Raw genomic sequence first — 24,310 nt, forward strand, 5'->3', positions numbered from 1 at the left:
ATCATCTCGTGGAGAAGAATTTTCACCATGCGCGCACAAAGGATCACCGGACGAGACGGTGGTTGGCGATCTCCTTCCCCGTCGGGAGAGACTGCGTCGCATGCCAAACGGGGGCATCCGACTGTCGATCGATCTGAGCTCGTCAGCCATCGCCGCCACCGCCGACCGCGACGGCGCCCGAATCCCCGTCATGCTCAACGGTCGTTTCGTGATGCCGTACGGCATAACTGTCGACCCCGCCGGTCAGCTGTACGTGGGCGTGACCGCGCCACCAGAGCCCTCGGCGAACCAACAGTTCATCCCCGACCCGCTGCAGCTGCTCGGCCCAACCGAGGCCGACCCGCCGGTCGACGCCGTGCAGCTGCTAGCCGGGCAGCTGTGGCACATCGCCGACCAGGCCACCCGCCAGGCTGGCGGACCCGTCGCCGCCCTCGCCGTAACCATCCCCTCGGCCTGGGGGCCGCGCCGACGTGGGCACCTCACCGACGCGGCCGCCCGCGCCGGTCTGCCCGCCCCGCCATGGTCACCGCACCAGCGGCACTCGCTGCCTACGCGACGGCTGCAGGTAGCGTCCCGGACGGCTCCTGTCTGCTCATCTGCCAGGCCGACCGGCACCCGGTCACCCTGACCGTCCTCCAGGTCAGCGCGGACGGCTACCGCGAACTCGCGACTCGAACGATCAGCCCGACCCGCGAGCTGGACCAAGAGCTCGCCCAGAAGATCGTCGATCGCAGCACCGCGGACGAGGCACTACAAGCCGGAGCACCCCAGACCACACCCGGACACGACGACGAAGCGCTGCTGGAGTCCGTCCGTCAGGCCAGGCAAGTCCTCACGGCTCATGACCGCGCGCCCGTTCTCCTGCCCGCACCCCGCAAGCCCGCCGTCATCACCCGCGATGACGTCACCACCGCAGCACAGCCCCTCCTCGACGAGATCGACCCGGCTGTTCAGGACCTCCTCGACGCCGCCGACGTGGACCGCCAACACCTCAGCGGCGTGATCCACCGCGAAGCCGAAGCGATCCCGGCCTGCGAGAACGGCTCACCGCAGCCACCGGCCACACTCCCACCACCCTCAACGACCACTCCCACGCGCTTGCCAACGGAGCCCTGACCCTCACCGCACCCCACCACCAGGCAACAACCACCGCCGCCGACACTCAACTGCCACGAGTTCGGCTCCGCATCCGGGACCTGACCGGCGCCATCCTTCTGGGCGCCTGCTCGCTCACCCTGCTCCTGCAAGCCATCCTCACCGCCGACATCGTCACCACCTTCACCGTCCACGTCGTCGGCGTCCGCATCTCCCTACCCCAGTTGGGCATCGCTGGCGCGCTCGCCATGCTCACCGCGTTCGCCGTGGCGCACCTCGCCCCCACCACCTGGCTCGCCGGAACACCCACCACCTCCGCACCCGAACCGGCGACCGGCAGCCTGATCCGACGCGGATACCTCGCCGCCGCCGTCGGTGGCGCCATCACCGCCGTCCTCTACGGCCTCGCCACCGGCACCGCCGTCGAATTCGACTACCGCCCGTACCTGAAATGGACCCTGGGCTCCGCGCTACCCCTCGCCGTCTGCGCCACCGTCATCGCCGCCACCGCACCCCGAATCCCCGCTGCGCAGCTGCCCGACTGGCTCGCACGCACCCGGCCGGCGATCCTGCCCGCCGCAATCGCCACCGGCGGCATCTACCTCATGCGGGCAGCGCTCACCCTCACCCCGCCGGTCGACCTGACCGGCATGCCCAGCCTCGTCGGCAGCGCCGGAGCCGCACTGCTGGGCATCGCCACCGCCCTGACCGCCAGCCGAAGCCGCACCATCCGCACCATCACCGCACCCGGCCTCGCCATCGGCTACGCCATCGTCTTCACCAGCAACACCAGCAGCGCCCTCATCGTCGGCTACCTCGTCGCCCTCACCTGATGGGCAATCCAACTCACCGCCCACACTGCGACTCGCCTACCCCACCGCCGGGAAAGCACTACGCCGTCTCATAGACGGCCCAACCAACTGAACGCGCATGGGCGGGGCCCCCGCCTGGGATACGGTTCGCGCGTGCTGCCCGGCCCCGCCCACCATCCCTTGATCTTCCTTGACGTCGACGGCCCGCTGCTCCCGTTCGCCGCCCGGCCCGCCAATCACGGGCGTGCCCTCGGAAGGACCGCCGCACGGCAATCGGCCGCCAGTGGAAACCCTCTGCTCGAGCGGCTCAACCCACACGACGGGCGCAGGCTGCTGGCGCTCGGATGCCAGTTGGTCTGGGCAACGACCTGGATGTCCGAGGCGAACGAGGTCATCTCACCGCGACTCGGGCTCCCGAACCTGCCCGTCATCGAATGGCCCGACACCGACGAAGATCCAACGCCGGGCCTGCACTGGAAAACGGCACCCCTCACCCGTTGGGCAACCGGACGCCCGTTCGTCTGGCTCGACGACGAGACAACCGATGTTGACCGGCACTGGGTCGCCACCCACCACCCCGAGCGGGCACTGCTGCACCGAGTCGACCCACACCTGGGGCTGACCGAGGCCGATTTCTCTACGGTCCGCCGATGGCTCGAGCAGGACCACGGCACTGCCTGACTCCCGTGCTCGTGCCGCCACCCTGGGCGACGCTACGCTCAGGAGGCGGGTGATGAGGTATCGGTAAAACTCACGCCCCGGCCCTGCCGAGCCGCGGATTTCGCGGCCGTGATCGGTCTGCTCGCGATGATCGAAGGCGAGCTCATGACGGGTGACGTCTCCGAGCACCTCGCCGGTCGCATCCGACACCGCTTCGAGAGGAGGACGCTGCTCGAACCAGGCAGCACCGAACGTGACCTGCGGCGGTCGCTCAACGACCTGAACCATCGACTCCGGTACGCGCTTGGCGAGTACGACCAGCCACCGCAAATCCTTGCCGTTCCCGACTGAACGAGGCAGCGAACCACAGCGGCAGGACGGCTGTAGGCGGTCGGTCGGGCCAACAGTTCAGTAGATCCGGGGCCGGCACCGCGCCTCGGTCGTCACACGACGTCCACAGTGTTGCGAGTGGGGGACGTAGCGCGAATGCTCGCAGCAGAACCACCCAGTCCGGCCATCCCGTCGGCGGTGCGACGCCTCCCGCCCCAGGCTCAACAGCGGGCAGTCAGGCGGATCGGGACGCCTGCGCGACGACCGCCAACTCGACCAATGGGGACGTCCCCGGGTAAGCGAGGATGTGTCGCATGGGCCACAAGCATGGCGTCTTCCACAACCCACCCCCGGCAACACCGGCTGACGTGCTCGCGGCGTTCGACCGCGGCGACCTCTCCGGCGCTCTTGATGCGATGGTCGGCACCGCGCTGTACGGCGACGGGGACTGGCAGGAGCTGCAGGAACTCTATCTTCGGCTCCTGCATCACGAGGATCACCAGGTCAGCGCCCTCGCCGCCACGTGCCTGGGCCACCTGGCGAGGGTGTACCGCCAGCTGGACGAAGCCCGCGTCGTCGCCGCTCTCCGCCGCGCCCAATCGATCCCCCACATCCGTGGCACCGCCGACACCGCCCTGGACGACATCCAGGTCTTTCTCCACCCTCGACGTACCCGATGGCGCGCCCGCCTGAACAGAGCCGTCCGCCCCTGGACCTGGATCTGACCCAAGCCGGGCGTCCCCACCACCGCGAAGCCCTCCCCTGCCCCCACCGCCTGCTCAGCGATAGCGCGTCAACGTGCTCATCGGACTGCTGGAGCCCGGTGCCGCCGACCGGTCGCATTCGCAGCGGTTGACCGCCGGACGAACAGCCGCGTCTCAGCCGCCGCCCGACCCGGCAGGCCGGCTGGTCTGGGCCTCAGCTGCCCTGCCCGGCTCGGTCCATGACCTGACCGCGGCCCGCGCTTCCGGCATCATCGACGCCCTGAACAGCGCCAACGTGATGACCTTTGCCGATAAGGCTTACCAAGGCGCCCGCGGCAGCATCCGCACACCGTTCAAACGCCACCGCTACCGGCCGAAACTGCCGCGCTGGCAGAAGAAGGTCAACAGCGCTCACGCCCGGATCCGGGCCATCGGTGAACGCGCCAACGCCACCCTCAAGACCTGGAAAGTTCTGACGAAAGTGCGCTGTTGCCCACACCGCGCCTCCGCGATCCTGCAGGCGATTCTGGTTCTGCATCACGTCGAGAACCGGGCCTACGCAGGATAAAAGGGATCGTTGTTACACGGACGGGTCCCAGGCGATGAGCTGGTCGAAGATGCGACGGTCGCCGTCCAGCTTTAGCTTCAAAGAATCCGGCGGTATGCGGCTGTAAAAGAACAGGACCAGGTCACTGGCCGTGCCCCGGGCGGAGGCGTCGGCCGTGTCCGGGTCCTCGCTGGCAGCCGGCGCGCCGACGCGGGCGGCCCATGCGCCGTCGCGGGACAGCCGAAGGCGCCAAGAGCGGCCCTCGGTGGCGTAGTAATCGACGACGGCGGGTTCGTGCGGCCAGGCGACATCCGTCGAGCAGAGGGTGAACTGGCAGTCGTCGAAACCGTCGAGGGCGACCTCCTCCGGCAGGGGCTGCGGGGCACCCACGGTGAGCTGGACATCGTAGGTGTGCACCGCGATCTCGGGAACCTGGCGCCGTGCCCATGCGCCGGAGGTCTGCGGTGACTGCGAGTCACCCCACCACGTCCAACAACCGCGGTCCGGGCCGGCCTCGCGCAGCGCGCTCGTCAATCGCTCGACGGACTCGGTCCACCAGGCCAGGAGAGCCTCGCGTTCCCGAGGCGCACCCGTGCCGTCCTCCCAAGCGGACTTCTCCGGGGGAGCGTCTGCAGGCCCTGCGGCGACGATGGCGGCCGACTTGCGGCGGCCCATGCCGACGTGTTGCACGAGATCGAACAGCGTCCGCTCGGGATGGGTCGGCACCGGCATGTCGAGGCTGGGCGCCGCAGCGACCGCGGCGCGGAAGGCGGTCGACCGTTCGTCAATCAGCCGCAGATGATCAGAGAACGTGAGAGTTTTGTGCATCCCGGCTTTCTATCACTGTGCTTCGACAACCGGACAGCGATTTTCACAGCCGACGCGGCGGGCGCCGCGGCACTGGCGCGCCAGGGTTCCACCTGCCGCGACCTGCACCGTCACGATGAAAAGGGCTCAACGATCGAGTCCAGGAAGACGTCGGCATAAGTTTATCGATTCGGTCACATGCTTGATGAATCGATTCCTTCGACCACTTTCCGCAATTGAACCAAGCAGAAGGCACGTCGGCTCGCGCTGTCCCGGTACGGCCTGGCGCGGAAGGAGTTGGCCCGGCGCTTCGACGCCCGACCGGTCAACGTGGCGGCCCGCTTCCTCGACCACCTGCACGCCCTGGTCGACGCGCACCCGAAGCCGACCAGGGAGACGGTGGTCGGGGCGGACATCGCGCCGCCCGGATCCCGGGGCGCGATCAAGCTCGGGGAGTACGTCGAGCGGGCGTGGCAGCTGGCCGCGCCGGAGCTGCGCGCCGAGCTGTCGGCCGAGGCCGGGCCGGTGCTGCTGCACGACGCGGCGGTGCTGGCGCGGCACCGGGCGATGGACCGGCTCTACGAGCGGGCGGATGCGGCGCGGAGCGGGGCGGGGGGTATGTGGGTGCTCTGCCCGATGGAGGACCCGGCGCTGCTGCCGAAGCTGGACGGTGCGGTGGTGCGGGTGGGCGACAACGAGTGGATCGGCCTACCGGACGCCTGGGTCGTCAACGCCCACCGCAGCGCCGCGGGCAGTCCGTCATAGGTCATGCGCCCCAATCGACAGCCGACGGCCGTTCGCGGGCTCCGGGCGGGGAAAGTCCAGGACGGACGGTGAGCGCGCGGTGACAGGTAGCTGATAGGCCGGCCCGCTCCGGGTGCGGAAGGTGGGCAGCACACATCCCTGGCCTGGGAGGAGTCAGCCGTGCGCCGCCTGATCACGGTTCTGTCCATGTTGTTACTTGTCTTACAGCGCATCCCGCAAGGGGGCGCAGGGCGCTCCACCGGCACCGCGCGCCACAGCGGCCGGCCAACGCCGTCTCGTCCCGGCGGCAGCCGTCCGGCGATCCAGGGCACCGGTCGTTCGAGCCTGATCGAAGTCCCCTGTCCCGGGGCGCGCCCCGTACGGAGGCTGTCTCTTGACGGGCGCGTCCGGCGCCCCGGACAGCGGAGGTGGGTGTCATGCCGGTTGTATTCCGCCAGTCACGGTCATGGTGGTACGCCGCCGCAGTCCCGGCCGTCCTCGCGGCGGCGCTCGCCGCAGCGCTGGGTGCGGGGAGGGGCACGACACTCCCGCCCGGCGCCGGCGGCCCGGCCGGGCCGCAGCCGGCGGCGACCGCGCAGGCCGTATCCGCCCCGCCTGCGGAGGTGCTGTATGCCGCCACGCAGCTGCTGATCCGCGACTGCATGCAGCGCCGCGGGTTCCGCTACTGGCCGGTGCCCGAGCGCCCGGTGCCGGAGCTGCGCGAGTTCCCGTACGTCCTCGACGACGTGTCCTACGCCCGCCGCTACGGGTACGGCGGGGTGCTTGAACGCCGGTTCCAGGCGGCGATGGCGGCCGACCCCAACGCGCGGTACGCGCGGGAGCTGCCGCCTGAGCGCGGTGCGGCCGCCGTACGCGCCGTCAACGGCGACCCCAGCGAACCGGACGCCCTGCGTGCGACGCTGCCGGGCGGCGGCGTGCTGCGCCGCAGCGGCCACAGCTGCGCCTCCGAGGCGGAGCGCCACCTCTACGGCGACCTGCCCACCTGGTACCGCGCCGCCAAGACCACCGACAACCTGGCCGGGCTGCGCGTCGGCCGGGTACTCGCCGACCCCCGTTACACCGCCGGCGTGACGGCGTGGCGGCGATGTATGCGCACCGCCGGGCAGGACTTCGCCGACCCGGCCGCCGCCCGCGCGTCGGTGCCCGAACCGGCGTCCGACACCGTACCGGCCAGCGAGGTCGGGCTGGCCTTGGCCGAGGCGACCTGCGCCACGAACACCGGGCTCGGCCGGCTCGCCCGGCGGCTCGACGCGGAGCACCAGCGAGCCATTGAACGGCAGTTCCGCACGGAGGTGGCCGACCGGCTGCGCCTCGAAGCCGCCGCGCTGCCGCGGGCCCGTGCCGTGCTGGCCGCCGGCTGACACCACCACGACTTCCGTGGCAAACCGCCACGGTAGAGCCCAACCGGAGGGAAACACCATGAGAGCAGTACGGTCCGTGCTGGCCACCCTGGTCGCGGCGGGAGCCGCGCTGGCCTTCACCGCCACCGCCGCGCAGGCCGCGCCCAAGCCGACGCCGCACGTCGACGTGCAACGCACGACGGCCGGCAGCGGATACCTGTACGTCAGTCAGGACGCCTACTGGGCCGGCCGGTGGTGCTGGTGGTACAACGCCGACACCAACTGGGACACCATCAACGTCGCCGAGAACGCCAACTGCGACAACAACAACCGGGCAAGCATGCGCAACCTGGCGTCCTCGGCGTGGAACGACGGGAACACCGGCCGGCCGGTCGCCCTCTACGTCCACCCCAGCTACTCCGGCGCGTACGCCTGCCTGGGTGCCGGCGACGCCTGGGACAACCTCACCGGCGCCTGGTTCACCTGGGGCTCCAACCGCGACGGCTACATGCAGAACGCCAACGACAACATCGCCTCCCACCGGTGGCTGTCGACCTGCAGCGTCGGCTGAACTGTCGTATCCAGCGGGACGGCAGCCGTTCGGCTGCCGTCCCGTCCGGCCGTCGGTCGGCTGCGTCACTGGTTAGCGTCGGTGTGGGTGGTCGGGTCGTCCGCCAGCGTTCCGAATAGGCGTGGAATATGAATTCTAGTGACATGTGTCAATGTCGTGGACGCGATTGAACGCGGTGGTCACTCTCTAAACAATGAGCACCATGGGGACCCTACGGATCCACTTCACGGCCGAAGACCTCAGCCGCACCCGGCTGGCCGTCCAGCCGGATCCACTGTGGGAAATCGTCTGCAGTTTGCACCGCCTGCAGACCCGCGCCGGCTACGCCGGATACGCCGGCTGGTACCGCCAGGTGCGCCAAGACCTGCAACAGGCCGGCCTTGTCCCGATGATCCGCGAGCGGCTCCTGCCCATCCTGCCGCGCGACCGGTACTTCCCGGACTTCCTGACACCCGGCCCAGTCACCGACCTCGGCGAGGGAATCGACCGCGTGCTCGGCACCCCAACCCGACGGATGCGCACGGAACTGGGGCGGATGGCGGCCCCGCTCAACGGCACCTGGCTGGACGAGCTGGCCGCCGGCCGGCTCGCCGCCCTGCACGGCCTCGGCGACGCGCTACGCGCCTACTTCCGCGTCGCGGTCGCCCCCTACCAGGCCCAGATCGGCGCAGCCGTCTCCCGCGACCGGGCACTGCGCGGAGTTCGGATACTCGACACCGGGGCCGGCCAGATCCTCGCCGACCTGGGCCCGGAGGTGCGCTGGGACCCACCGCTGCTGTCCGTGCACCCTTACCCGGAGTACCGGGACCTGCACCTCGACGGCCGCGGGATCGCACTCATCCCGTCATACTTCTGCTGGCACGCGCCGATCGCACTGGCCGACCCTGAGCTGCCCCCGGCCCTGGTCTATCCGGCCCGGCGACAGCGACCAGAGCCGACGGCCGGGCCGGCGACACCGGCCGACCCGGAGCGCCGACTCGGCCCATTGCTCGGCCACACCCGCCTGGCCGTCCTACGAGGCGCCGCCAGGGGCGCAACCACCGGGGAACTGGCCCGGCGCGCCGGCATTTCGCCGGCTACCACCAGCCACCACACCACGATCCTGCGCGAGGCCGGGCTCATCACCAGCCAGCGGCACGGCAACCTCGTGCTGCACCACCTCACCACCGTGGGCGAGACGCTGCTGGGCGATGTACGACCGCGATCGGGTACGCCACCGAGCCACCCCGGTCGAATCGGTCCAGTCGGTGCGGACCAGGCGTGAGGCGCCTCACCGCGATTTCCGAGTTCTCGGCGGCGACCCCTACCGGGTGGGAATCGGCAGCTAGACCCACCCCGTCGCTCGGGGCTGGCGTCGCGGGATGCTGGACGCAGCATCCTGCGGCGCCGGTCGCGCGTTGGTGAAAACAGCAGGAGGGTGGACAGGATGACCGTCGAGCTGCGTATCTATGTCCAGGACCACGGTTTCCTGATCACGGACCACGACGTCAGCACCCCGTTCGAGGCGATGGACTACTCGACTGGTCTTGCCGGGGTCATGGAGTCGGCGGCGCTGGTTAGCGCCGGCGTCGACCGGGGCTATGTCACGGTGATCGCCCAGCCGGTCGCTGACCGTCCTGCGCTGGACACCCCCGACCAGTGGTCGGACCTGGCCGCATGGGATGACGTCGCGGAGTTCAGCGTCTTTGTTCCCCACGGGTCGCTGACGGTGGCGCAACTGGAATATCCGCCGACAGAGACGCCGCAACTGCCCGACCTCAGCCCCGATGGGCCGGGGCACTACCGGGTGCGGATCCACGCCAGTGGCCGTGACCGCCACTTCGACCAAGTGGTTGGCGAGTCGGGCGAGCGGTTCCTCGTCGTCGCCTGGCCCGCGCCGCCGGCTGCGGCACTGGTCATCAAGGCCTCGTCCCGCTGCGGCTATGGTTTGCGGCTTGCCGCGCTCGAATCGCCGCCCGACATCGGACCCATTCAGCCGACGGTCGACGAACAGGCCGAGGCGGCTCACGAGGCGGCGCTGCGCCGAAACCTGCTCGGGATGTGAGTCGCTGGCGGTGGCCGAGTTCACGGGCTACGGGGCGGCGAGGCTGGCGCGCAGTCCAGCCTCGCCGCCCCAGAAGTGATCACCGTGCCATGCGTCCGCGCCGGCGATCGAGGTGGGCCCACACCACCTGCTGCTCGGCGGCCCGGCGTGTGGCCGGCGGGCCGCTGCCCGCAAACCCGGTGCGCGTGGCACTGATCGTAATGACACATGGCGAGACCACGGATTCCCGGCACATGTCGCGCTTGTTCCCTTACTTCCGACAGCGACGTGGCCCGTGTCATCGACCGCTGCTGGTGATTGCATGCTGCTCTTGCGTTGGCGGTCCAGGACCCGACGCGAGTGGCATTGACGCGCATGCCTCAATTCGATGCAGTGACAGCGATCTGGTGGATTGCCGCGTCCCGTACGCGTTCTGCCACTAGTCAGCAGCGGGGACACCGCCCACAGGCGGAGGAATTCCGGCAGCGGCGACGCAGACGTGGCCACAGCTGTGCACGACCGCACCCTGTGCACGTGGACGATCACCGTTCGCGCTCCTGCTTCAGCCACCCGGATATCCGGGCCTTGATTTGCTTGTCCGGGCGGGTGTACCCGCTCGGCCCGCCAAGAACAGGGGGCGGCGGCGTTCGGGTGGCTGGGCGTCCGTCAGCATCGCTTCAAGACGTGCCTTGAACGAGCGCTGACCGCCCTCGTTCGTTAGGTACAGCATGTCGCCGGCCTCGACCGGAAGGCTGCCCCAGGCGGGTGCGCCCAGGGCGATACACAGGGCCAGGTGCTGCATGAGCAGGGACTTGCCTGCCTTCGGGTCACCGGCCAGGAGCAGCAGGCCGGCAGGGATGATGTCGCCGACGACCATTCGCACGGGCGGCAGGTCACGGGCCAGTAGCTCGTTCGCGCCTTCGGTTTCGAGGGCGGGGATGGCGGTCTGAACCTTGCTCAAAGTCGCCTCACTCAGGGTGTCCGACCCGTGCCGCGATGGCATCGGGGCACCGCGCGCAGGGCGGTGCGCCGATGACCGTCCGGAGAGCCGAAGAAGCGGCAACAAGCTGGCTCACGACCCTCACACCCCTCACGCCGAGCGACGTCCACCTCCCCGCCTGGCTGAACCTGGGCGCGCTCCGTTTTGGCAGCTCACGGCCGTCCTGCACACTGGTTGCTCGGTACACACAGCCGGAGCAGAGGAGGTGTGGGATGAACGTTTTAGGGACCGTGGCAACCCATACGACGTGGGCCGAGCACACCGGCTGGGTGGGAAACAGGAAAGTCGTCCACGAGGTTCCGTTCGAGGACTGGATCGTGGACGGCGTTCCGCTGCGCGAGCTCGTGACCGCGGACCGGCAGCCCCCGAACCCCGCCCAGGAAATGACACCTCTGTGCGAGCTGGGGACGTGGCCGGAGACTGCTGTCGAGAGTTTGCGCCGGCTGCTCGGGGATGAACCGGGCGACTTCGATGATGGCCGTGTGCCACTGCTGTTCTGTCCCATCGACGCGGACCTCGGATGCCAAACACTGAGCACGACCCTCGTACTTGACGACGAGACCGTCGAGTGGCGCGACCTGGGGTGGCAGGTAAGTTACGAGCCTTTCGTGGCCGCCAACGACGGCTTCGACCCACCGATGCACTTCCACTTCGACCGGAAGGCGTACACCGAGCTACTGCGCGCTCTGCTTGGCCGTTTCGAGGAGGTTGTCGCAGCGCACGCTGCTGCGCAGCAGGCTCCGCGACGCCGTTTCTGGCGGCGCTGAACTCACGCCCTTCTCAGTTCTCGTAGCGCGACCCGGTCCCACTCCCGTAGCTCGTGGAGCGGTAACGGCACGCCGTGCACGGCGAGGGATGGCACCGCCGTGCGGGGAAGGTCGAACACTCGAGTGAGGACCGGCGGACCACCCGCCGTGACGTAGGCCGCGCCACGGTCGGTGCCGGACAGGCCGGCGGCGTGATGGCGACCTTGCCCGAGTACGGCTTCCGAGCCGTGGTGGTCGTCGGGATGGGCCAGCGCTACGCGCCAGGTGAGCAGTGAGCGGGTGGTCACGTCGATGCTCGTCGCGGTTGTGCGCTGCGTGGCGAGTAGGACGGCCACGTTGGCCTTGCGGCCCAGGGCGGTGATGCGCCGGAGCAGGGTGCGGGCCTCGTCCTGCTGCTTCGCGTTGCCAGCCGCCGCCAACTCGGCCAACTCATCGCAGACCAGCAACACAGGCAGCAGGAGTGACAACGGCGCTCCCGCCGCGACCAGCGGTCCCCGAGCCAGAATCAGGTCGAGGACCTGGCGGAGCAGGTCGATGGTGCGTACGTTCGTCACGGCCTGGGCGCCGAGCGCCTCGCACAACCGACGCCAGTGCAGGTCATACGTCCGCAACATTCCTGCCGTCTCGTTGGCCCGGATGACCTTGCAGAAGGCGGCCACGGTCGGCACATCGACGGAAGGTGCGGTCGACGCGGCGAGCAGGTCCTCGGGTCGGACCCCGAGCTGTGCCAACAGAGCTTGGGCGAGGTTGATGGAGTCAGGCTGCTGCGGCACTGGGAACTCCGAGGACACGGTCAAGGGCGGACTGGCTGTAAACGGTGGCGGTGCCGCCGTCTATGTCGGCACGGAGAAGTACGGGCGAGCCTGCGGTGGCGAAGAGAGCCTCGCGCAGGGCCAGGGGGATGCTCAGGCGTCCCTTGCTGTCGAGCGCGACGACGACGGCGGAGCCAGCGGGCGCCTCCGCGGCCTGGGCCAGTAGGAGATGCCCCTCGGTGGTGAGCGTCAGGGCTATCGCCGTACCCGGCGTCCAGCCCATCTCGGCGAAGACCTTCGCGTCGCGGAGACGACCGTGATCGTCCACGCGGGAGAGGCCGTAGGCCGCTTCGGAGCTGGCGGCGGGGAGGAGTGTGGGCAGCGCCGGGAGGTCTACCCGGCGCACCACAGCGCTCCCGCCAGCGAGGGCCGGCGCGGCACACAAATCGTGCCCGTTATGTCCCGTTTCGTATCGGCCGTTTGGGCGGTTCTTGTCGCCGACCGGGGCCTGAAGGAAGTCCGGGGATTCTTCCCCGTTCAAAGTGTCCGAGGGGGGACTTGAACCCCCACGCCCTATACGGGCACTAGCACCTCAAGCTAGCGCGTCTGCCATTCCGCCACCCGGACTTGCCTGTGCAGCCTACCTCGCGCCGTCCGGACGTCTTCATCGTGATGATGTCGTCGTCCATCGGCCGCCCGGCGGGCCGCACGGTGGATTACTGTACACCGCCGCGCCGCGATCATGCACATCCCCCGCCGCCACGCCGACAAGCCCGGCAAACCGGCCTGAAAATCGACCGCGGGACGGTCAGCCCAGCCGCGACAATCCGGCCATGACGATCAGCCGGCTCAACCCCGACGGCCTGCACCCCACCCCCGGCTATCACCACGTCACGGTGGCGCCGGCCGGGCGCACCGCGTACCTGGCCGGGCAGTGCCCGATCGACCACTCCGGCACGGTCGTCGGCCCGGGCGACCCCGGGGAGCAGGTCGATCAGATCGCGACGAACGCGCTCGCCGCGCTGTCCGCGGTCGGCGCCAGCCCGGAGCACGTGGTGCGTACGGTGATCTGCGTCGCGACCGACGACACCGCCGTGCTCGGCGGCGTGTGGCGCCGGTTCCAGCAGTTCCCGATCGGCCCCGCCTTCAGCACCGCGAGCACCCTGCTGGGGGTCGCGGCGCTGGGCTTCCCCGGGCAACTCGTCGAGCTGGACGTCACCGCGGCGCTGCCGGATTGACCCGGTGCCGGACTGGCGCGATTCGCCCACGGCCAGGCAGCATGACGGCGTGTCCCAGCCCTCCCCGCTCGCCGCCGTCGCACGCAACGCCCAGGCACTGCGCGACTCGGGTGATCTCACCGCCGCCCGTGGCTACCTCGAACGCGCGCTGGAGTCGGCACGGCCGGCGTTCGGCGAGGATCACCCGGAGGTGCTGCAGACCGCGCACCTGCTGGCGGCGCTGCACCGCGAGGCCGACGATCCGATGGCGGCGCGGCGGGTGTTGGAGGAGGCGATCGCGGCCGGCGAGCGGCCGTTGGGCTACTCGCACCCGCTGATGCTGGGACTCTGTTTCGAGTTGGGCGGGGTCGCGGAAGAGCTGGGCAACCGGCACGAGGCCCGCAAGAACTTCGGCCGCATCGCCGCTACCGGGCCCGCCGTGCTCGGTGACGATCATTGGCAGGTACGCGCCGCGCGCGAGTACCTCGGCGAGGCGCAACCCGGCGCCGCGGCGGCCACCGAGCCGCCCGCGCCGACGCCGCTCACCGCGCCCATCGCGCCCGGCCCCGGCCCCGAGCCGATCACGCCGGACACGCCGCACGAGCCGGTCGCGATGGCGGCCCCGGCCCCCGCGCCGACGACGCCGGTCAGCGGCCCGCCCGTCAGCGTTGTGCCGCTCGACCCCGCGCCGAGCCGCGACGCGCCGCCGAGCGTCCCGCCGCCGGCCGAGTCGGCGCCGCCGTGGCCACAGACCCAGCCCGTCGCGCAGCCGACCCCGGGCCACCCGGTCGATCAGACACCGCCGACGCGGCCCGTCGCGCAGCCGCCGGCGGGCCATCCGGTCGATCAGCCGCCGCCGACGCAGCCCGTCGCGCAGCCGGCGCCGAGCTATCCGCTCGATGGGCACCCGTCGCCGTACCCCGTCGAGCCGACGCCGGGTCATCCGGTCGACCCGCACCCCGGGGCCCCGTACCCGTTCTCGGCGATGCCACAGCCCGAGCCGTACCCCGGAATGACACCGCAGCTCGAGCCGTACCCGGCAATTCAGTCGTATCCGACGATTCAGCCGGCACCGGCTGCGGTGCCGCAACCGGCGCCGCCGGCCGAGACCCCCGCGCGGGGGCGCCTGGTGACGGTGGCCGCCGCCGTGGCCGCCACCGCCGCGGCGATCGCGGCGACGGTGGTCGGGTTGGCGGTGTTGGCCGACCGGTCGTCGGCGCCGACGCAGTCCCAGGCCTCCCCCACCGCCGGGCCGGCGCTCGGCGGTGAGCCCCCGACGGAGCTGCGCCTGCGCGACGACGGCTCCGCGATCACCGTCAGCTGGCGGGACCCCACCCCGGGCACGGTGCCGTTCATCGTCGCCGGCGGGCGAACCGGACAACAGCTCGCCATGATGGGCCGGGTCGACCCCGGCGAGACCAGTTACAGCATCAACGGCCTGAGCCCGCGCCTGGACTACTGCTTCACGGTCCTGGCGGTCTACTCCACCGACCGGTACGCCACCTCCGGACAGGTCTGCACGAGTCGCGCCACGCCCACGCCGCGCTAGCGCACGCCGCCATTACGCTGCGCAGACACCACAATCGACAGCGCGTCATCCACAGGCGCTACCACGCACTGTCCACAGGCGGAGGCGACGGGTTCCCGCCGCTATTGACCAGCCCATATGATGGCTCCGGCTTTGGGGAGGAGCGCCGGCGACAGCGGGCGCCACAGACACTGTCCGCACACGCGTGGGGAGGCGGCCGGCTGTGGTCACCACAGGCAACGGCACCACGAGCAGCGACACCACCAGCACACCGAAGCGGCGGTTGCGCACGCGCGGCGGCCTGGTCACGGCGGGCACCGTCGTCGCGCTCGTGGCCGCCATGGGGCTGACCGTGCTCGGGCTGGGCGCGGCCGACAACGCGGTCGCCAGCTACGACGCCAGCTCGTGGCTGTGGAGCGCGGCCAGGAGCGAGATGGCGCGCGTCAACGGCGTCACCGGTCGCGTGGACACTCGGATGGAGGTCCCGCAGGCGCGCAGTCACCCCATGCAGGTGACCCAGACCGACCGCTTCCTGATCCTGCGCGACCTGTCCACCGGCCGGGTCAGCTCGCTGGACCTGGCCACGTTGCAGATCACCGCGACGACGATGACCACGGCCGGGCTCGGGGTCAGCGTCGCGATGCACGAGGACGCGGCGTTCGTGGTCGACGCAGTGCAGGGCATCGTGCGGCAGCTCGATCCGCGCACCCTGGTGCCCGTCGGCGAGCCGGTGCGCTATCCCCCGGGTATCACCGGCGGCTTCTTTGACGGCGCCGGCCGGCTCTGGATCGCGGTGCCGAGCGAGGGCACGGTCTCGGCGATCACCGCGGCGCCGCTGTCCTCGTCCGCCGCGCCGTCGCCGGCGGGTGGCGGCGGCCTGAGCCCGAAGCTGATCCGCACCGTGGCCGTCGCCCCGCCCAGCAACGACCTGGCCATCTCCGCGCTGGACAACGGCGTGGCGGTGCTGAACCGGACCAGCAACGCCCTGGTCATCGTGCGCGGTGAGCAGCAGCGCGAGGTCCCGCTGAGCCTGCGCGCGCCGGGCGCGCTGCCGCCGCACACCAGCGGCGCCCAGGTCCCGGTGACCGTTCCCGACGCGCGGGAGATTGTCGTGGTCGGCGACAGCGGCGTGCAGAAGTTCGGCGTGCCGGGCGCGGGCAACCGGCTACGCGCAGCGGTGGCGTGGGCCGGACGGTTCTACGTGGCCGACGACGCCACCGGCAAGGTGTATGCGTTCGACGCGACCGGCAAGCTCATCGACACCGTCGAGGTGAAGGGCGCGGGCGGGCTGCTGGAGCTGGAGGTCCGGGAGAACCACCTGTTCATCAACGCGCCCAACTCCTCCACCGCCCGAGTGGTCGACGCGAAGCACACGGTGCGGGTGGTGGACAAGTACGCCAACGACATCCTCGGCGGCGACCCGCCGCCGGCGCCCCCGCCGCCGCCCCCGCCGAAGAAGCCCGTGGTGGGCAAGCCGAGCGCGCCGCGCAGCGTGAGCGCCTCGGCCGGCAACGCCCAGGTACGGGTGAGCTGGGACGCCGCCGCCTCCAACGGCGCACCGATCATCAAGTACGTCGTGGAGGGCGCCGGCAAGACCCGCGAGGTCGGCGCCAACCAGCGATCGCTGGAGATCACCGGGCTGACGAACGGCAAGCCGTACCGCTTCTCGGTGCACGCGGTCAACGCCAAGGGAGCCGGCCCGGCCCGGATGAGCAACCCCGTCGTGCCCACCGCCGAGGTGCCGGATCCGCCGGCGAGCGTCACGGCGCAGGCGCGGCCGGACGGCACGGTGGTCGTGAAGTGGCCGGCGGCCAACGGCCAGGGCCGCAAGATCAGAAAGTACGCGGTAACCGCCACCTCGGCCGGGGCCAGCGCGCCCGTCGGGGAGTCACCGAAGACCCAGCTGGTCATCCCGACCGGCGAACTGGAGTACGGCACGCAGTACGCGTTCTCGGTGATCGCGGTGAACGAGAAGGGCGCCGGCTCCAAGGCGTCCCCGATCAGCAACAGCGTCGTCCCGTTCACCCTGCCCGACGCGCCGCAGGGGCTGGAGGCCACCACCGTCGCCGGCGAGCGCGGCACGATCCTGGTCAGCTGGGCCCCGGCGCAGGACAACGGCCGGCCGATCACGAAGTACGTCGTCGAGGCCAACGGCCGCCGCAGCGAGGTCAGCGACGGCACCCGGACGAAGCTGACCGGCTTCGGCGACGGCGAGTCCGTCACGGTGAAGGTACAGGCGGTCAACGAGGCCGGCGCCGGTCAGGCGGCGACCGATACCGCCCAGACGGTGGCCCGGCCGCAGGTCACGATCACCGGCAGCAGCTCGGACGAGACGTCGGTGACGGTGAACTTCACGGTCAACGACGGCGGCGGCCAGGCCCAGTGCCGGGCCACGGTGCCGGGCGCGACGGCCGCGAGCGGCAGCTGTAGCCGACTCACCGTCGGCGGCCTCAAGCCGAGCAGCAGCTACACCGTCACGGTCACCGCCAGCAACGCCGCCGGGGAGGCGACCGCGAAGACGACGCGCAGCACGGTCGCCGTCTACGGGCGAGCCGTCTGCAACAACAACACCTCGAGCTCCGACCCCGCGCAGCACACGTGGTGCGACAACCCCAACAACGGCCGCGAGATCCGGTCGGGCACCTCCGAGCAGGCCGGGCGGCTCGGCCGCGCGGGCCAGAACGACCGTCTCGAGGCGATCTGCAAGGTCACCGGCAGCAACATCAGCCACTACGTGTACAACAAGGGCAAGGCCGACCCGACCAACATCTGGATCCGGGTGCCGTGGGGCGGCGGCACCGGCTACATCTCGTTCGCCTGGTTCAACCTGGAGGGCTACGGCATCAACTCCACCGGACCGCTGCCCACCTGCTGATCGGCACCACCGCGCAAGGAGCACCTCCACTGTGAACACCCGAGAGCCCCTCACCCCGCAACAGGTGCAGGGCTTCGCCACCCTGGCCAACCAGCTCGCCGACACCATCTCCACGGTGGTGCTCGGCAAGCCCGAAGTGGTCCGACTGGCGCTGACCGCCCTCTTCGCCCAGGGGCACGTGCTGCTGGAGGACGTGCCCGGGGTTGGCAAGACGACGCTGGCGCGGGCGATCGCGGCGACGGTACGCGGGCAGTGGCGGCGCATCCAGTTCACGCCCGACCTGCTGCCCGCGGACGTCTCCGGAGTGACGATCTTCAACCAGGCCACCCGCGGCTTCGAGTTCCACCCCGGCCCCGTCTTCGCCAACATCGTGATCGCCGACGAGATCAACCGGGCGTCACCGAAGACGCAGTCGGCGCTGCTGGAGGTGATGGAGGAGCGCACCGTCACCGTCGACGGCGTCCGGCACGCGGTGCCGCAGCCGTTCCTGGTCGTGGCCACGCAGAATCCGGTCGAGATGGACGGCACCTACCGGCTGCCCGAGGCGCAACTGGACCGGTTCCTGGTGAAGCTGTCGGTGGGCTACCCCGACGAGCAGGTCGAGGTCGAGGTGCTGCGCGGCGCGACGCGGCGCTCCCCTGAGGCGCTCGAGCCCGTCACCGACACCGCCGCCGTCGAACAGATGGTGCGGATGGCCCAGCAGGTGCACATCGCCGACCCGCTCTACGCGTACGCGGTCCGGCTCGCCGCGGCCACCCGTAACCACCCGCAGGTGAGGGTCGGCGTCAGTCCCCGCGGCGTGATCGCGCTGACCCGCGCGGCGTCGGCGTACGCGCTGATCCAGGGGCGCGGTTTCGTCCTGCCCGAGGACCTCAAGGCGTTGCTGGAGCCCGTCTTCGCGCACCGCGTGCTGCTCTCCCCCGACGCCCAGCTGCGCGGGGTCACCGCCGCCGAGGTGCTGCACGACGCGGTCCAGGGGGTGCCGGTCCCGCTCCCCGCGGGACAGCCCGCCCCCGCCGGCGCCTGAGGCCCGGCCCGGCGACATGACCCTCACTCCGCGTGGCATCGGCCTGCTCGTCGGCGGTGCCGTGCTGCTCGTCGCCGGCTTCCGGTTCGGCTACCCCGAGCTGAGCCTGCTCGGCACGGTCGCGGCGATCGCGCTGGCCTGCGCGCTGGCGCACGCCGCCTGGCGTCCCCGGCTCGACGTGTCGCGCACCGCCGACCCCGACCGGGTGGCGCGCGGCGACGCCGCCACGATGACCCTGACCGTGCGCAACGACAGCCGCCTGCGCGCGGCCAACCTGCTCGCCCACGACCGCTGCGGCGCCCGCGACGTGCCGGTACCGCTGCTGCGGCTGCGCCCCGGCCGCGACACCACCGTCAGCTATCCGGTGCCGACCCACCGCCGCGGAGTGGTGCCGGTCGGTCCGCTGCGGGTCACCCGGCGCGACGTGCTCGGGCTGATCTCGTCGGCCCGCTCCCACGGCCAGCCGACCCGGGTCCGGGTGCATCCGCGGATCCATCCGCTGGCCGCGGTGCCCGCCGGCGTCGCCCGCAGCCTCGACGGCCGGTTCGACCGGGTGCCGCACGGCACGATCACCTTCGACTCGCTGCGCGAGTACGTCGTCGGCGACGAGCTGCGCCGGGTGCACTGGCGCACCAGCGCGCGGATCGGCGAGCTTATGGTGCGGGAGGATCTCGACACGAGCCTGCCGCGCATCGTGGTGCTGCTGGACAACCGGACGAGCGCGCACCCGGACGTGGTCGACGGCGTGGCCGAGACGTTCGAGTCGGCGTGCGAGGCGGCCGCGTCGGTCATCGCCGCCGCGGTGCGGGAGGACCTGCCGGTGACGCTGCTGATGGTCGACGACGACCGCGTCGACGGCGATCACCTCGACCGGCTCACCGAGGCGGCGCTGCGTCCCGGCCCGCGCGAGCGCGACGACCGGCTGCGTACGGCGACGACGCGGCTGCGACAGCAGCGGCTCGGCGACACGCTGGTGTTCCTGACCGGTCCCGGCGCCCGCGCCGAGCTGGGCCTGCTGGGCGCGCTGCGCGGACCGTACCCGGCGGTGCTGGTGGGGGTGCTGCACGGCGGCGGCGACGCCGGGTCGGGCGCCGGCGCGGTGGAGGGGATGCTGGTCATCGACGCCGCGGACGGCGCCGAGTTCGCCGCGGAGTGGGACGGGTCGCGCGCATGGTGAGGGTGCTGCGGGCGGCGCCCGTTCCGCTGGCGCTGATCGCGATGATCGGGCTGGCCGGGGTGGTGCTCGGCGGCATCTACGCCGACCCGTTGCTGACGCAGCTGATGCTCGGCGCGGGCGCCGGCTCGGTGGCGGTGAGCCTGGCGGCCCGCCGGCTGCCGACGTGGCTGGTCGCGCCGGTCTCGGTGGTCGCGCTCGCCGGCTACACGCTGTTCGCGCTCCGGCTGGCGGCCAGCCGCGCGGCGCTGCCCGACCCGCTGCCCGAGGTGATCGCCGACGCCGCCCGCAGCGGCATTCCCCGGCTGCTGACCGCGATGATCCCGGTCGAGCCGCTGCCCGACACGGTGCTGGTGCCGGTGGTGGCCGCCTGGCTGGCCGGGCTCGCCGGCGCCGAGCTGGCGCTGCGCGCCCGACGGGTGCTGCTCGGCTACGCGCCGCCGGCGCTGCTCTACGTCGGCGCCGTCTACGTCGTGGGGCCCAATGCGCAGACCGCGGTCGGGCCGACGCTGGCGTTCGCCGCCCTGGCGGTCGCCGGGCTGGCCGCGACCGGACGCCCGGCCGGGGCGGCGGCGGTCGACGGCGACGTGCCGGCGCCGGTGCGCGCCGCCCTGCGGGCCCGCGTCGCGGCCGGCGCCGCCGCCGGGGTGGCCGCGATCCTGGCGCTCGGGGCCGCGATCGCGCCGACGGTGGCCGACCGGGTCACCACCGAGCCGGTCGACCCGCGCCGCTACGTGCAGCCGCCGCAGGTCGACAGCCTCGACGAGAGCCCGCTGATCCGGATCTCCGGCTGGGCGCTCAGTCCCGACCAGAAGCTGCTCGACGTCGCCACCACCGGCGCCGCCCCATCCCCGGCCCCGTCGGCGGGTGGCGGCGCGGACGCGGAGCCGGACGGCGTCGGGCGCGGCGGGGTGTGGATCCGGCTCGCGGTGCTCAACGACTATGACGGGGTGACCTGGCGGGTCGGGGCGACCTACCGCAACGCCGGGCGGGTGCTGCCGGCGGCGCCGCGCAGCCCGGGCGCCACGGTGGAGCCGGTCCGTCAGGAGATCACCGTCGCCGAGCTGACCGGTCGGCTGCTGCCGGCGGTGGCTACGCCGGAGCAGGTGGTTGGCGCGCGGGTGGCGTACGACCCGGGCAGCGGGACGCTGATCCGACCGGAGGGGCTGAACGCCGGACAGCGCTACACGGTGAAGTCGGCGCAGGAGCGCCCGGACTACAACCAGCTCAGCGCGGCGAACGTGCCGGCCGGCGACGCGGTGGCGCGGGTGTTGCGGGTGGCCGACGGCGCGCCGGAGCAGCTGCAGCGCCTGGCCGAGCAGCTCGCCACCGACAACGGCTCGCCGTACCAGCGGGCATCGGCGATCGAACAGTTCCTCGCCGAGCACTACCGGCTGGTCTCCGACGCCCCCAGCGGGCACGCGTACCCGAATCTGAACTTCTTCCTCTTCGGGCCCCGCAACGCCGGCGGCCAGCGCGGCACCTCCGAGCAGTTCGCGGCCGCGTTCGCGGTGCTCGGCCGGCTGATGGGGCTGCCGACCCGGGTGGTGGTCGGCTTCCACTCGCCCACGGGGAACGGCCCGGTCCGGGGTGCGGACGCGTACGCCTGGCCCGAGGTGCTCTTCTCCGACATCGGGTGGGTGGCATTCGATCCGCTGCCGCAGCCGAACACCGAACCGCGGCCGGTCGAGGAGGACTTCAAGCCCAAGCCGGAGAAGTCGACGCCGCCGCCGACCGAGGCGCCGACCCCGACCGCCCCGGCCACGGCGCCGCCGTCGACGAGCGCCGCCGCGGCCCCGCCACCCCGCGACCGCGGCCCCGCCGGACCGCTGCTGGCCGGGATCGGCGCCGGCACGCTGGTGCTGCTGCTGGCCGGCGGCGCCACCGGGATCGTGCTGCAGCGCCGGGCGCAGCGCCGCCGCCGGCTCGACGCCGGGTCACCGGCGGCGCGGATCGCCGGCGCCTGGCTGGAGGTGCGCGACGCGCTGCGGCTGGCCGGGCATCCGGCGCCGGCGCACCTGGCGGCGACGGAGGTCGCCGCGCACGCCCGCGGGGTCGACGCGCGGTCCGGCGCGGCCGGTGCCGACGCGCGGTCCGGGCCGGTGCGGGTGGCGGTGCCGCCGATCGACGACCTGGCGACGCTGGTGAACCTGGCGGCGTTCGCGCCGGGCGAGGCCGACGACGAGCAGGCGCGCCGCGCCGCCGCGCAGGCCGTCGCGTACGCGGACCAGGTGCGCGAGCGCCGGCCGTGGTGGCGGCGGCTGCTCTGGTCGGTGCACCCCGGCCCGCTGCGCTGGCACCGCTGAACGGCGCGGCGGCCGCAGCCCGGGCCGTCCGGCGGCGAGCGCGGCTCGGCCTGCGGGCGGTCAGCGCCGCGCGCCCCACCGGCGCGCGGGCGCCTGCCACGCCGACAGCGGGGCACGCAGGGCGCGGTTCCCGTCCGAGCGCGCCGACCACGGCATGACACGCTGCGGCTGCTGGCGGCGCTGCCGGCGCAGCGCGGCCGCCACAATCGCCCCGGCGGCCGCGATGGCCGCCACCGCCGCGCGGTTGCGGCGGATCGCCGCACCGACGCGGAACGCCGACACGCCCGCCGCGCTCACGCTCTCCTGGCCCACCCGGCGGGCCGTGCCGGTGGTCCGCGACGCCCGCCGGCCGATCGGCTCCCTGCCGGACGTGCCGCGCCGCGCCACCCCGGCGGCACGCTGGCGCGCCGCGTCGCCCGCCCGCATCGCCAGCTCACGCGCCCGACCCGCGGCCCGCATCGCCGTCTGGCGCCCGCGCGCCTTCACGTCGACCTGAGCCGCCAACGCCTGGACGGTCTCGGCGAGCTCCGCCCGCGTCCTCCGGACCTGCGCGCGAGCGGCCTCGGCGTCTCCGTTCGTCACGTCGGCCCCCGACCCCGGGCGCTCCCGGACGCGGCGACCGGCCGCCGTGTTCCCCGGGCCGCCGCGCTGTCGCCGACGCGCGCCGGTCGACCTCCGTTCCGAACATTCCCCATGGTCTGTCCTTCCCGTCCGGCTGCGCGCCCCGCCCGGCGCCGGCGGAGCCGGCCGGCGAGTGCCACGCGCGGCGCCGACGCTACGCGGGACGGCGCCTGGCCCATCGCGATTCTGCACCGCGCCGCGCCCCCACCGCGCCGCGAACGGCGTATTCGCGACGGGCCGGTGGCCGCGGGACGACGCGACGGGTCAGTGGTCGCGGGACGCGACGGCGGGCCGGTGGCCGCCGGCACCGGCGAGGTGCGGACTCACCCGTCCACGGTGGTGTGGCCGAGTCGCGCCGCCATGGTCGCCAGCGCCGCCGCCCCGCCCGCCTCCAGCTCGGGGGTGGGCAGCAGGGCGATGACCGGCGTCTCGACGCCGGCGTCGACGTAACGCCGCACCTGCGCCCGACACTGCTCCGGCGAGCCGTGCACGATCAGCTCGTCGACGAGCTCGTCGGGGATCGCCGCCAGCGCCCCGCGCCGGTCGCCCGCGGCCCACGCCGCCCACACCGGGCCCAGCACCGGCTCCCGGCCGAGCCAGCGGTGAAACTCGGCGTACGCCGGTACGGTCAGGTAGGCGGCGATGAGCCGCCGCCCGACGGCGCGCGCGTACCCGGCATCCTCGGTCGGACAGACGAAGATCCGGGCGGTCACTTCGAATCCGGCGCGCGGCTCCCCCGCCTCGGCGAGTACCCGCGGCACGTCGGTCGCGGCCAGCCAGTTGAGGATGACCCCGTCGGCCTCGGCGGCGGCCAGCCGCAGCATCCGCGGCCGCAGCGCGGCGAGCAGGATCGGCGGCGGCACCATCGGCGGACGCTCCAACCGGAACCGTCGCACGGTGAACGTGTCGTACCGCTCGTCGACCGCTTCGCCGCGCAGGGCCGCGCGCAGGAAGCGCAGCACGTCGCGGGTGCGGCGGTACGGCTCGGTGAACGGCACGGCGTTCCAGTCCCCCACCACCACCGGCGACGAGGAGCCGATGCCGAGCGCGAAACGACCGGGTGCGGCGTCGGCCAGCGCCGCGGCGGTCATCGCCAGCAGCCCGGGCCCCCGGGTGAACACCGGCACGATCGCGGTGCCCAGTCGCAGCTCCGGTTGCCACGCCGCGGCGAGGGCGAGCGGGGTGAACGCGTCGGCGCCGGCCACCTCGGAGGACCACAGGTCGGTGAAGCCGGCCTCGGCGAGCGCGGCGTAGATGCCGGCGTGGTCGGCGAGCGGGACTCCGCTCAACGGCACGGTGATGCCCCAGCGAGTCGTCACCGCCTGATCGTGCCCGTCGACGCCCCGGTGGGCAAGATTCCTGGCGTTCATTCGGAATCGGTAATCTCGC

23 protein-coding genes, 1 tRNA gene and 1 pseudogene are annotated in these 24,310 nt (G+C 72.4%); 18 read left to right on the top strand and 7 right to left on the bottom strand.

Annotation, left to right across the window (positions count from 1 at the left end; all coding sequences use genetic code 11):
* Positions 1-519 precede the first annotated feature (519 nt).
* From BLW47_RS24820 to BLW47_RS18555, 6 genes and pseudogenes are all read left to right on the top strand, one after another.
* On the top strand, positions 520-1,116 hold the full coding sequence (locus tag BLW47_RS24820; protein ID WP_139307363.1) for an Hsp70 family protein: 597 nt from the start codon (positions 520-522) through the stop codon (positions 1,114-1,116).
* A gap of 203 nt (positions 1,117-1,319) precedes the next feature.
* A complete protein-coding gene (locus BLW47_RS18540) occupies positions 1,320-1,928 on the top strand; it encodes a hypothetical protein (RefSeq protein WP_091559203.1) in 609 nt (202 codons plus the stop codon).
* Between the two features lie 132 nt (positions 1,929-2,060).
* Positions 2,061-2,588 carry an HAD domain-containing protein gene (locus BLW47_RS18545; RefSeq protein WP_425435417.1) on the top strand — a complete coding sequence of 176 codons (528 nt, stop codon included), beginning with the start codon at positions 2,061-2,063 and terminating at the stop codon, positions 2,586-2,588.
* Between the two features lie 108 nt (positions 2,589-2,696).
* Positions 2,697-2,918, top strand: a complete 222-nt coding sequence (locus BLW47_RS18550) for a hypothetical protein (protein WP_091559206.1) — start codon at positions 2,697-2,699, stop codon at positions 2,916-2,918.
* Between the two features lie 293 nt (positions 2,919-3,211).
* On the top strand, positions 3,212-3,622 hold the full coding sequence (locus tag BLW47_RS25220) for a hypothetical protein (RefSeq protein WP_245736742.1): 411 nt from the start codon (positions 3,212-3,214) through the stop codon (positions 3,620-3,622).
* A gap of 166 nt (positions 3,623-3,788) precedes the next feature.
* A pseudogene (locus BLW47_RS18555) lies at positions 3,789-4,169 on the top strand (transposase family protein); the annotation flags it as partial.
* Positions 4,170-4,181: 12 nt separating this feature from the next.
* Here BLW47_RS18555 and BLW47_RS18560 read toward each other — a convergent pair.
* Positions 4,182-4,976, bottom strand: coding sequence for a maleylpyruvate isomerase N-terminal domain-containing protein (locus BLW47_RS18560; RefSeq protein ID WP_091559208.1), 795 nt, complete (start codon positions 4,974-4,976; stop codon positions 4,182-4,184).
* Positions 4,977-5,252: 276 nt separating this feature from the next.
* On the opposite strand from BLW47_RS18560, the gene BLW47_RS18565 reads away from it, so the two are divergent.
* The 5 genes from BLW47_RS18565 (at position 5,253) to BLW47_RS18585 (ending at position 9,675) form a co-directional block, all read left to right on the top strand.
* A complete protein-coding gene (locus BLW47_RS18565) occupies positions 5,253-5,720 on the top strand; it encodes a hypothetical protein (protein ID WP_091559212.1) in 468 nt (155 codons plus the stop codon).
* Positions 5,721-6,136: 416 nt separating this feature from the next.
* The gene (locus BLW47_RS18570; protein ID WP_091559382.1) at positions 6,137-7,081 is read left to right on the top strand and encodes a hypothetical protein; all 945 of its coding nucleotides are present in this window, start codon (positions 6,137-6,139) and stop codon (positions 7,079-7,081) included.
* 58 nt (positions 7,082-7,139) lie between these two features.
* Positions 7,140-7,631, top strand: a complete 492-nt coding sequence (locus BLW47_RS18575) for a hypothetical protein (protein WP_091559215.1) — start codon at positions 7,140-7,142, stop codon at positions 7,629-7,631.
* A 202-nt stretch (positions 7,632-7,833) separates the two neighbouring features.
* Complete coding sequence (locus BLW47_RS18580; RefSeq protein ID WP_091559385.1) at positions 7,834-8,895, top strand: ArsR/SmtB family transcription factor; 1,062 nt, start codon at positions 7,834-7,836, stop codon at positions 8,893-8,895.
* 162 nt (positions 8,896-9,057) lie between these two features.
* Positions 9,058-9,675: a hypothetical protein gene (locus BLW47_RS18585; protein WP_139307364.1), complete on the top strand. Its 618-nt coding sequence runs from the start codon at positions 9,058-9,060 to the stop codon at positions 9,673-9,675.
* A gap of 541 nt (positions 9,676-10,216) precedes the next feature.
* Here the strand turns inward: BLW47_RS18585 and BLW47_RS18590 are convergent.
* Positions 10,217-10,615 carry an AAA family ATPase gene (locus BLW47_RS18590; RefSeq protein WP_217634895.1) on the bottom strand — a complete coding sequence of 133 codons (399 nt, stop codon included), beginning with the start codon at positions 10,613-10,615 and terminating at the stop codon, positions 10,217-10,219.
* A 251-nt stretch (positions 10,616-10,866) separates the two neighbouring features.
* On the opposite strand from BLW47_RS18590, the gene BLW47_RS18595 reads away from it, so the two are divergent.
* Positions 10,867-11,421 (top strand): hypothetical protein, encoded by a 555-nt coding sequence (locus BLW47_RS18595; RefSeq protein ID WP_175543702.1) that lies wholly within the window; start codon positions 10,867-10,869, stop codon positions 11,419-11,421.
* Positions 11,422-11,423: 2 nt separating this feature from the next.
* Here BLW47_RS18595 and BLW47_RS18600 read toward each other — a convergent pair whose 3' ends face one another.
* From BLW47_RS18600 to BLW47_RS18610, 3 genes are all read right to left on the bottom strand, one after another.
* Positions 11,424-12,194, bottom strand: a complete 771-nt coding sequence (locus BLW47_RS18600; RefSeq protein WP_091559226.1) for a hypothetical protein — start codon at positions 12,192-12,194, stop codon at positions 11,424-11,426.
* Complete coding sequence (locus tag BLW47_RS18605) at positions 12,178-12,579, bottom strand: division/cell wall cluster transcriptional repressor MraZ (protein ID WP_139307365.1); 402 nt, start codon at positions 12,577-12,579, stop codon at positions 12,178-12,180. Before BLW47_RS18605 ends, BLW47_RS18600 begins: the two co-directional genes overlap by 17 nt.
* Before the next feature lie 137 nt (positions 12,580-12,716).
* Positions 12,717-12,800, bottom strand: a tRNA-Leu gene (locus tag BLW47_RS18610).
* Positions 12,801-13,006: 206 nt separating this feature from the next.
* Here BLW47_RS18610 and BLW47_RS18615 point away from each other — a divergent pair.
* From BLW47_RS18615 to BLW47_RS18640, 6 genes are all read left to right on the top strand, one after another.
* Positions 13,007-13,411 carry a RidA family protein gene (locus tag BLW47_RS18615; protein ID WP_091559231.1) on the top strand — a complete coding sequence of 135 codons (405 nt, stop codon included), beginning with the start codon at positions 13,007-13,009 and terminating at the stop codon, positions 13,409-13,411.
* Between the two features lie 49 nt (positions 13,412-13,460).
* On the top strand, positions 13,461-14,939 hold the full coding sequence (locus BLW47_RS18620) for a tetratricopeptide repeat protein (protein WP_091559234.1): 1,479 nt from the start codon (positions 13,461-13,463) through the stop codon (positions 14,937-14,939).
* A 202-nt stretch (positions 14,940-15,141) separates the two neighbouring features.
* Positions 15,142-17,793 (top strand): fibronectin type III domain-containing protein, encoded by a 2,652-nt coding sequence (locus BLW47_RS18625; RefSeq protein ID WP_245736744.1) that lies wholly within the window; start codon positions 15,142-15,144, stop codon positions 17,791-17,793.
* Between the two features lie 31 nt (positions 17,794-17,824).
* On the top strand, positions 17,825-18,820 hold the full coding sequence (locus tag BLW47_RS18630; RefSeq protein ID WP_091559238.1) for an AAA family ATPase: 996 nt from the start codon (positions 17,825-17,827) through the stop codon (positions 18,818-18,820).
* A gap of 16 nt (positions 18,821-18,836) precedes the next feature.
* Positions 18,837-19,997, top strand: coding sequence for a DUF58 domain-containing protein (locus BLW47_RS18635; protein ID WP_091559242.1), 1,161 nt, complete (start codon positions 18,837-18,839; stop codon positions 19,995-19,997).
* Positions 19,991-22,300, top strand: a complete 2,310-nt coding sequence (locus BLW47_RS18640) for a transglutaminase TgpA family protein (RefSeq protein WP_091559391.1) — start codon at positions 19,991-19,993, stop codon at positions 22,298-22,300. Before BLW47_RS18635 ends, BLW47_RS18640 begins: the two co-directional genes overlap by 7 nt.
* A 60-nt stretch (positions 22,301-22,360) precedes the next feature.
* Here the strand turns inward: BLW47_RS18640 and BLW47_RS18645 are convergent, their stop codons facing one another.
* On the bottom strand, positions 22,361-22,882 hold the full coding sequence (locus tag BLW47_RS18645) for a DUF3618 domain-containing protein (RefSeq protein WP_091559245.1): 522 nt from the start codon (positions 22,880-22,882) through the stop codon (positions 22,361-22,363).
* 362 nt (positions 22,883-23,244) lie between these two features.
* Positions 23,245-24,222, bottom strand: coding sequence for an LLM class F420-dependent oxidoreductase (locus BLW47_RS18650; RefSeq protein ID WP_091559395.1), 978 nt, complete (start codon positions 24,220-24,222; stop codon positions 23,245-23,247).
* Between the last annotated feature and the right edge of the window lie 88 nt (positions 24,223-24,310).

The sequence above is a fragment of the Micromonospora pattaloongensis genome (assembly GCF_900107255.1).
Classification (GTDB): Bacteria; Actinomycetota; Actinomycetes; order Mycobacteriales; family Micromonosporaceae; genus Micromonospora_I; species Micromonospora_I pattaloongensis.

What these genes read in the sequence shown, in the direction of transcription:
- BLW47_RS24820 (WP_139307363.1), top strand. Translation starts at nt 520, where the DNA reads ATGGTCACCGCACCAGCGGCACTCGCTGCCTACGCGACGGCTGCAGGT.
- BLW47_RS25220 (WP_245736742.1), top strand. Translation starts at nt 3,212, where the DNA reads ATGGGCCACAAGCATGGCGTCTTCCACAACCCACCCCCGGCAACACCG.
- BLW47_RS18560 (WP_091559208.1), bottom strand. Translation starts at nt 4,976, where the DNA reads ATGCACAAAACTCTCACGTTCTCTGATCATCTGCGGCTGATTGACGAA.
- BLW47_RS18570 (WP_091559382.1), top strand. Translation starts at nt 6,137, where the DNA reads ATGCCGGTTGTATTCCGCCAGTCACGGTCATGGTGGTACGCCGCCGCA.
- BLW47_RS18575 (WP_091559215.1), top strand. Translation starts at nt 7,140, where the DNA reads ATGAGAGCAGTACGGTCCGTGCTGGCCACCCTGGTCGCGGCGGGAGCC.
- BLW47_RS18580 (WP_091559385.1), top strand. Translation starts at nt 7,834, where the DNA reads ATGGGGACCCTACGGATCCACTTCACGGCCGAAGACCTCAGCCGCACC.
- BLW47_RS18585 (WP_139307364.1), top strand. Translation starts at nt 9,058, where the DNA reads ATGACCGTCGAGCTGCGTATCTATGTCCAGGACCACGGTTTCCTGATC.
- BLW47_RS18595 (WP_175543702.1), top strand. Translation starts at nt 10,867, where the DNA reads ATGAACGTTTTAGGGACCGTGGCAACCCATACGACGTGGGCCGAGCAC.
- BLW47_RS18615 (WP_091559231.1), top strand. Translation starts at nt 13,007, where the DNA reads ATGACGATCAGCCGGCTCAACCCCGACGGCCTGCACCCCACCCCCGGC.
- BLW47_RS18635 (WP_091559242.1), top strand. Translation starts at nt 18,837, where the DNA reads ATGACCCTCACTCCGCGTGGCATCGGCCTGCTCGTCGGCGGTGCCGTG.
- BLW47_RS18640 (WP_091559391.1), top strand. Translation starts at nt 19,991, where the DNA reads ATGGTGAGGGTGCTGCGGGCGGCGCCCGTTCCGCTGGCGCTGATCGCG.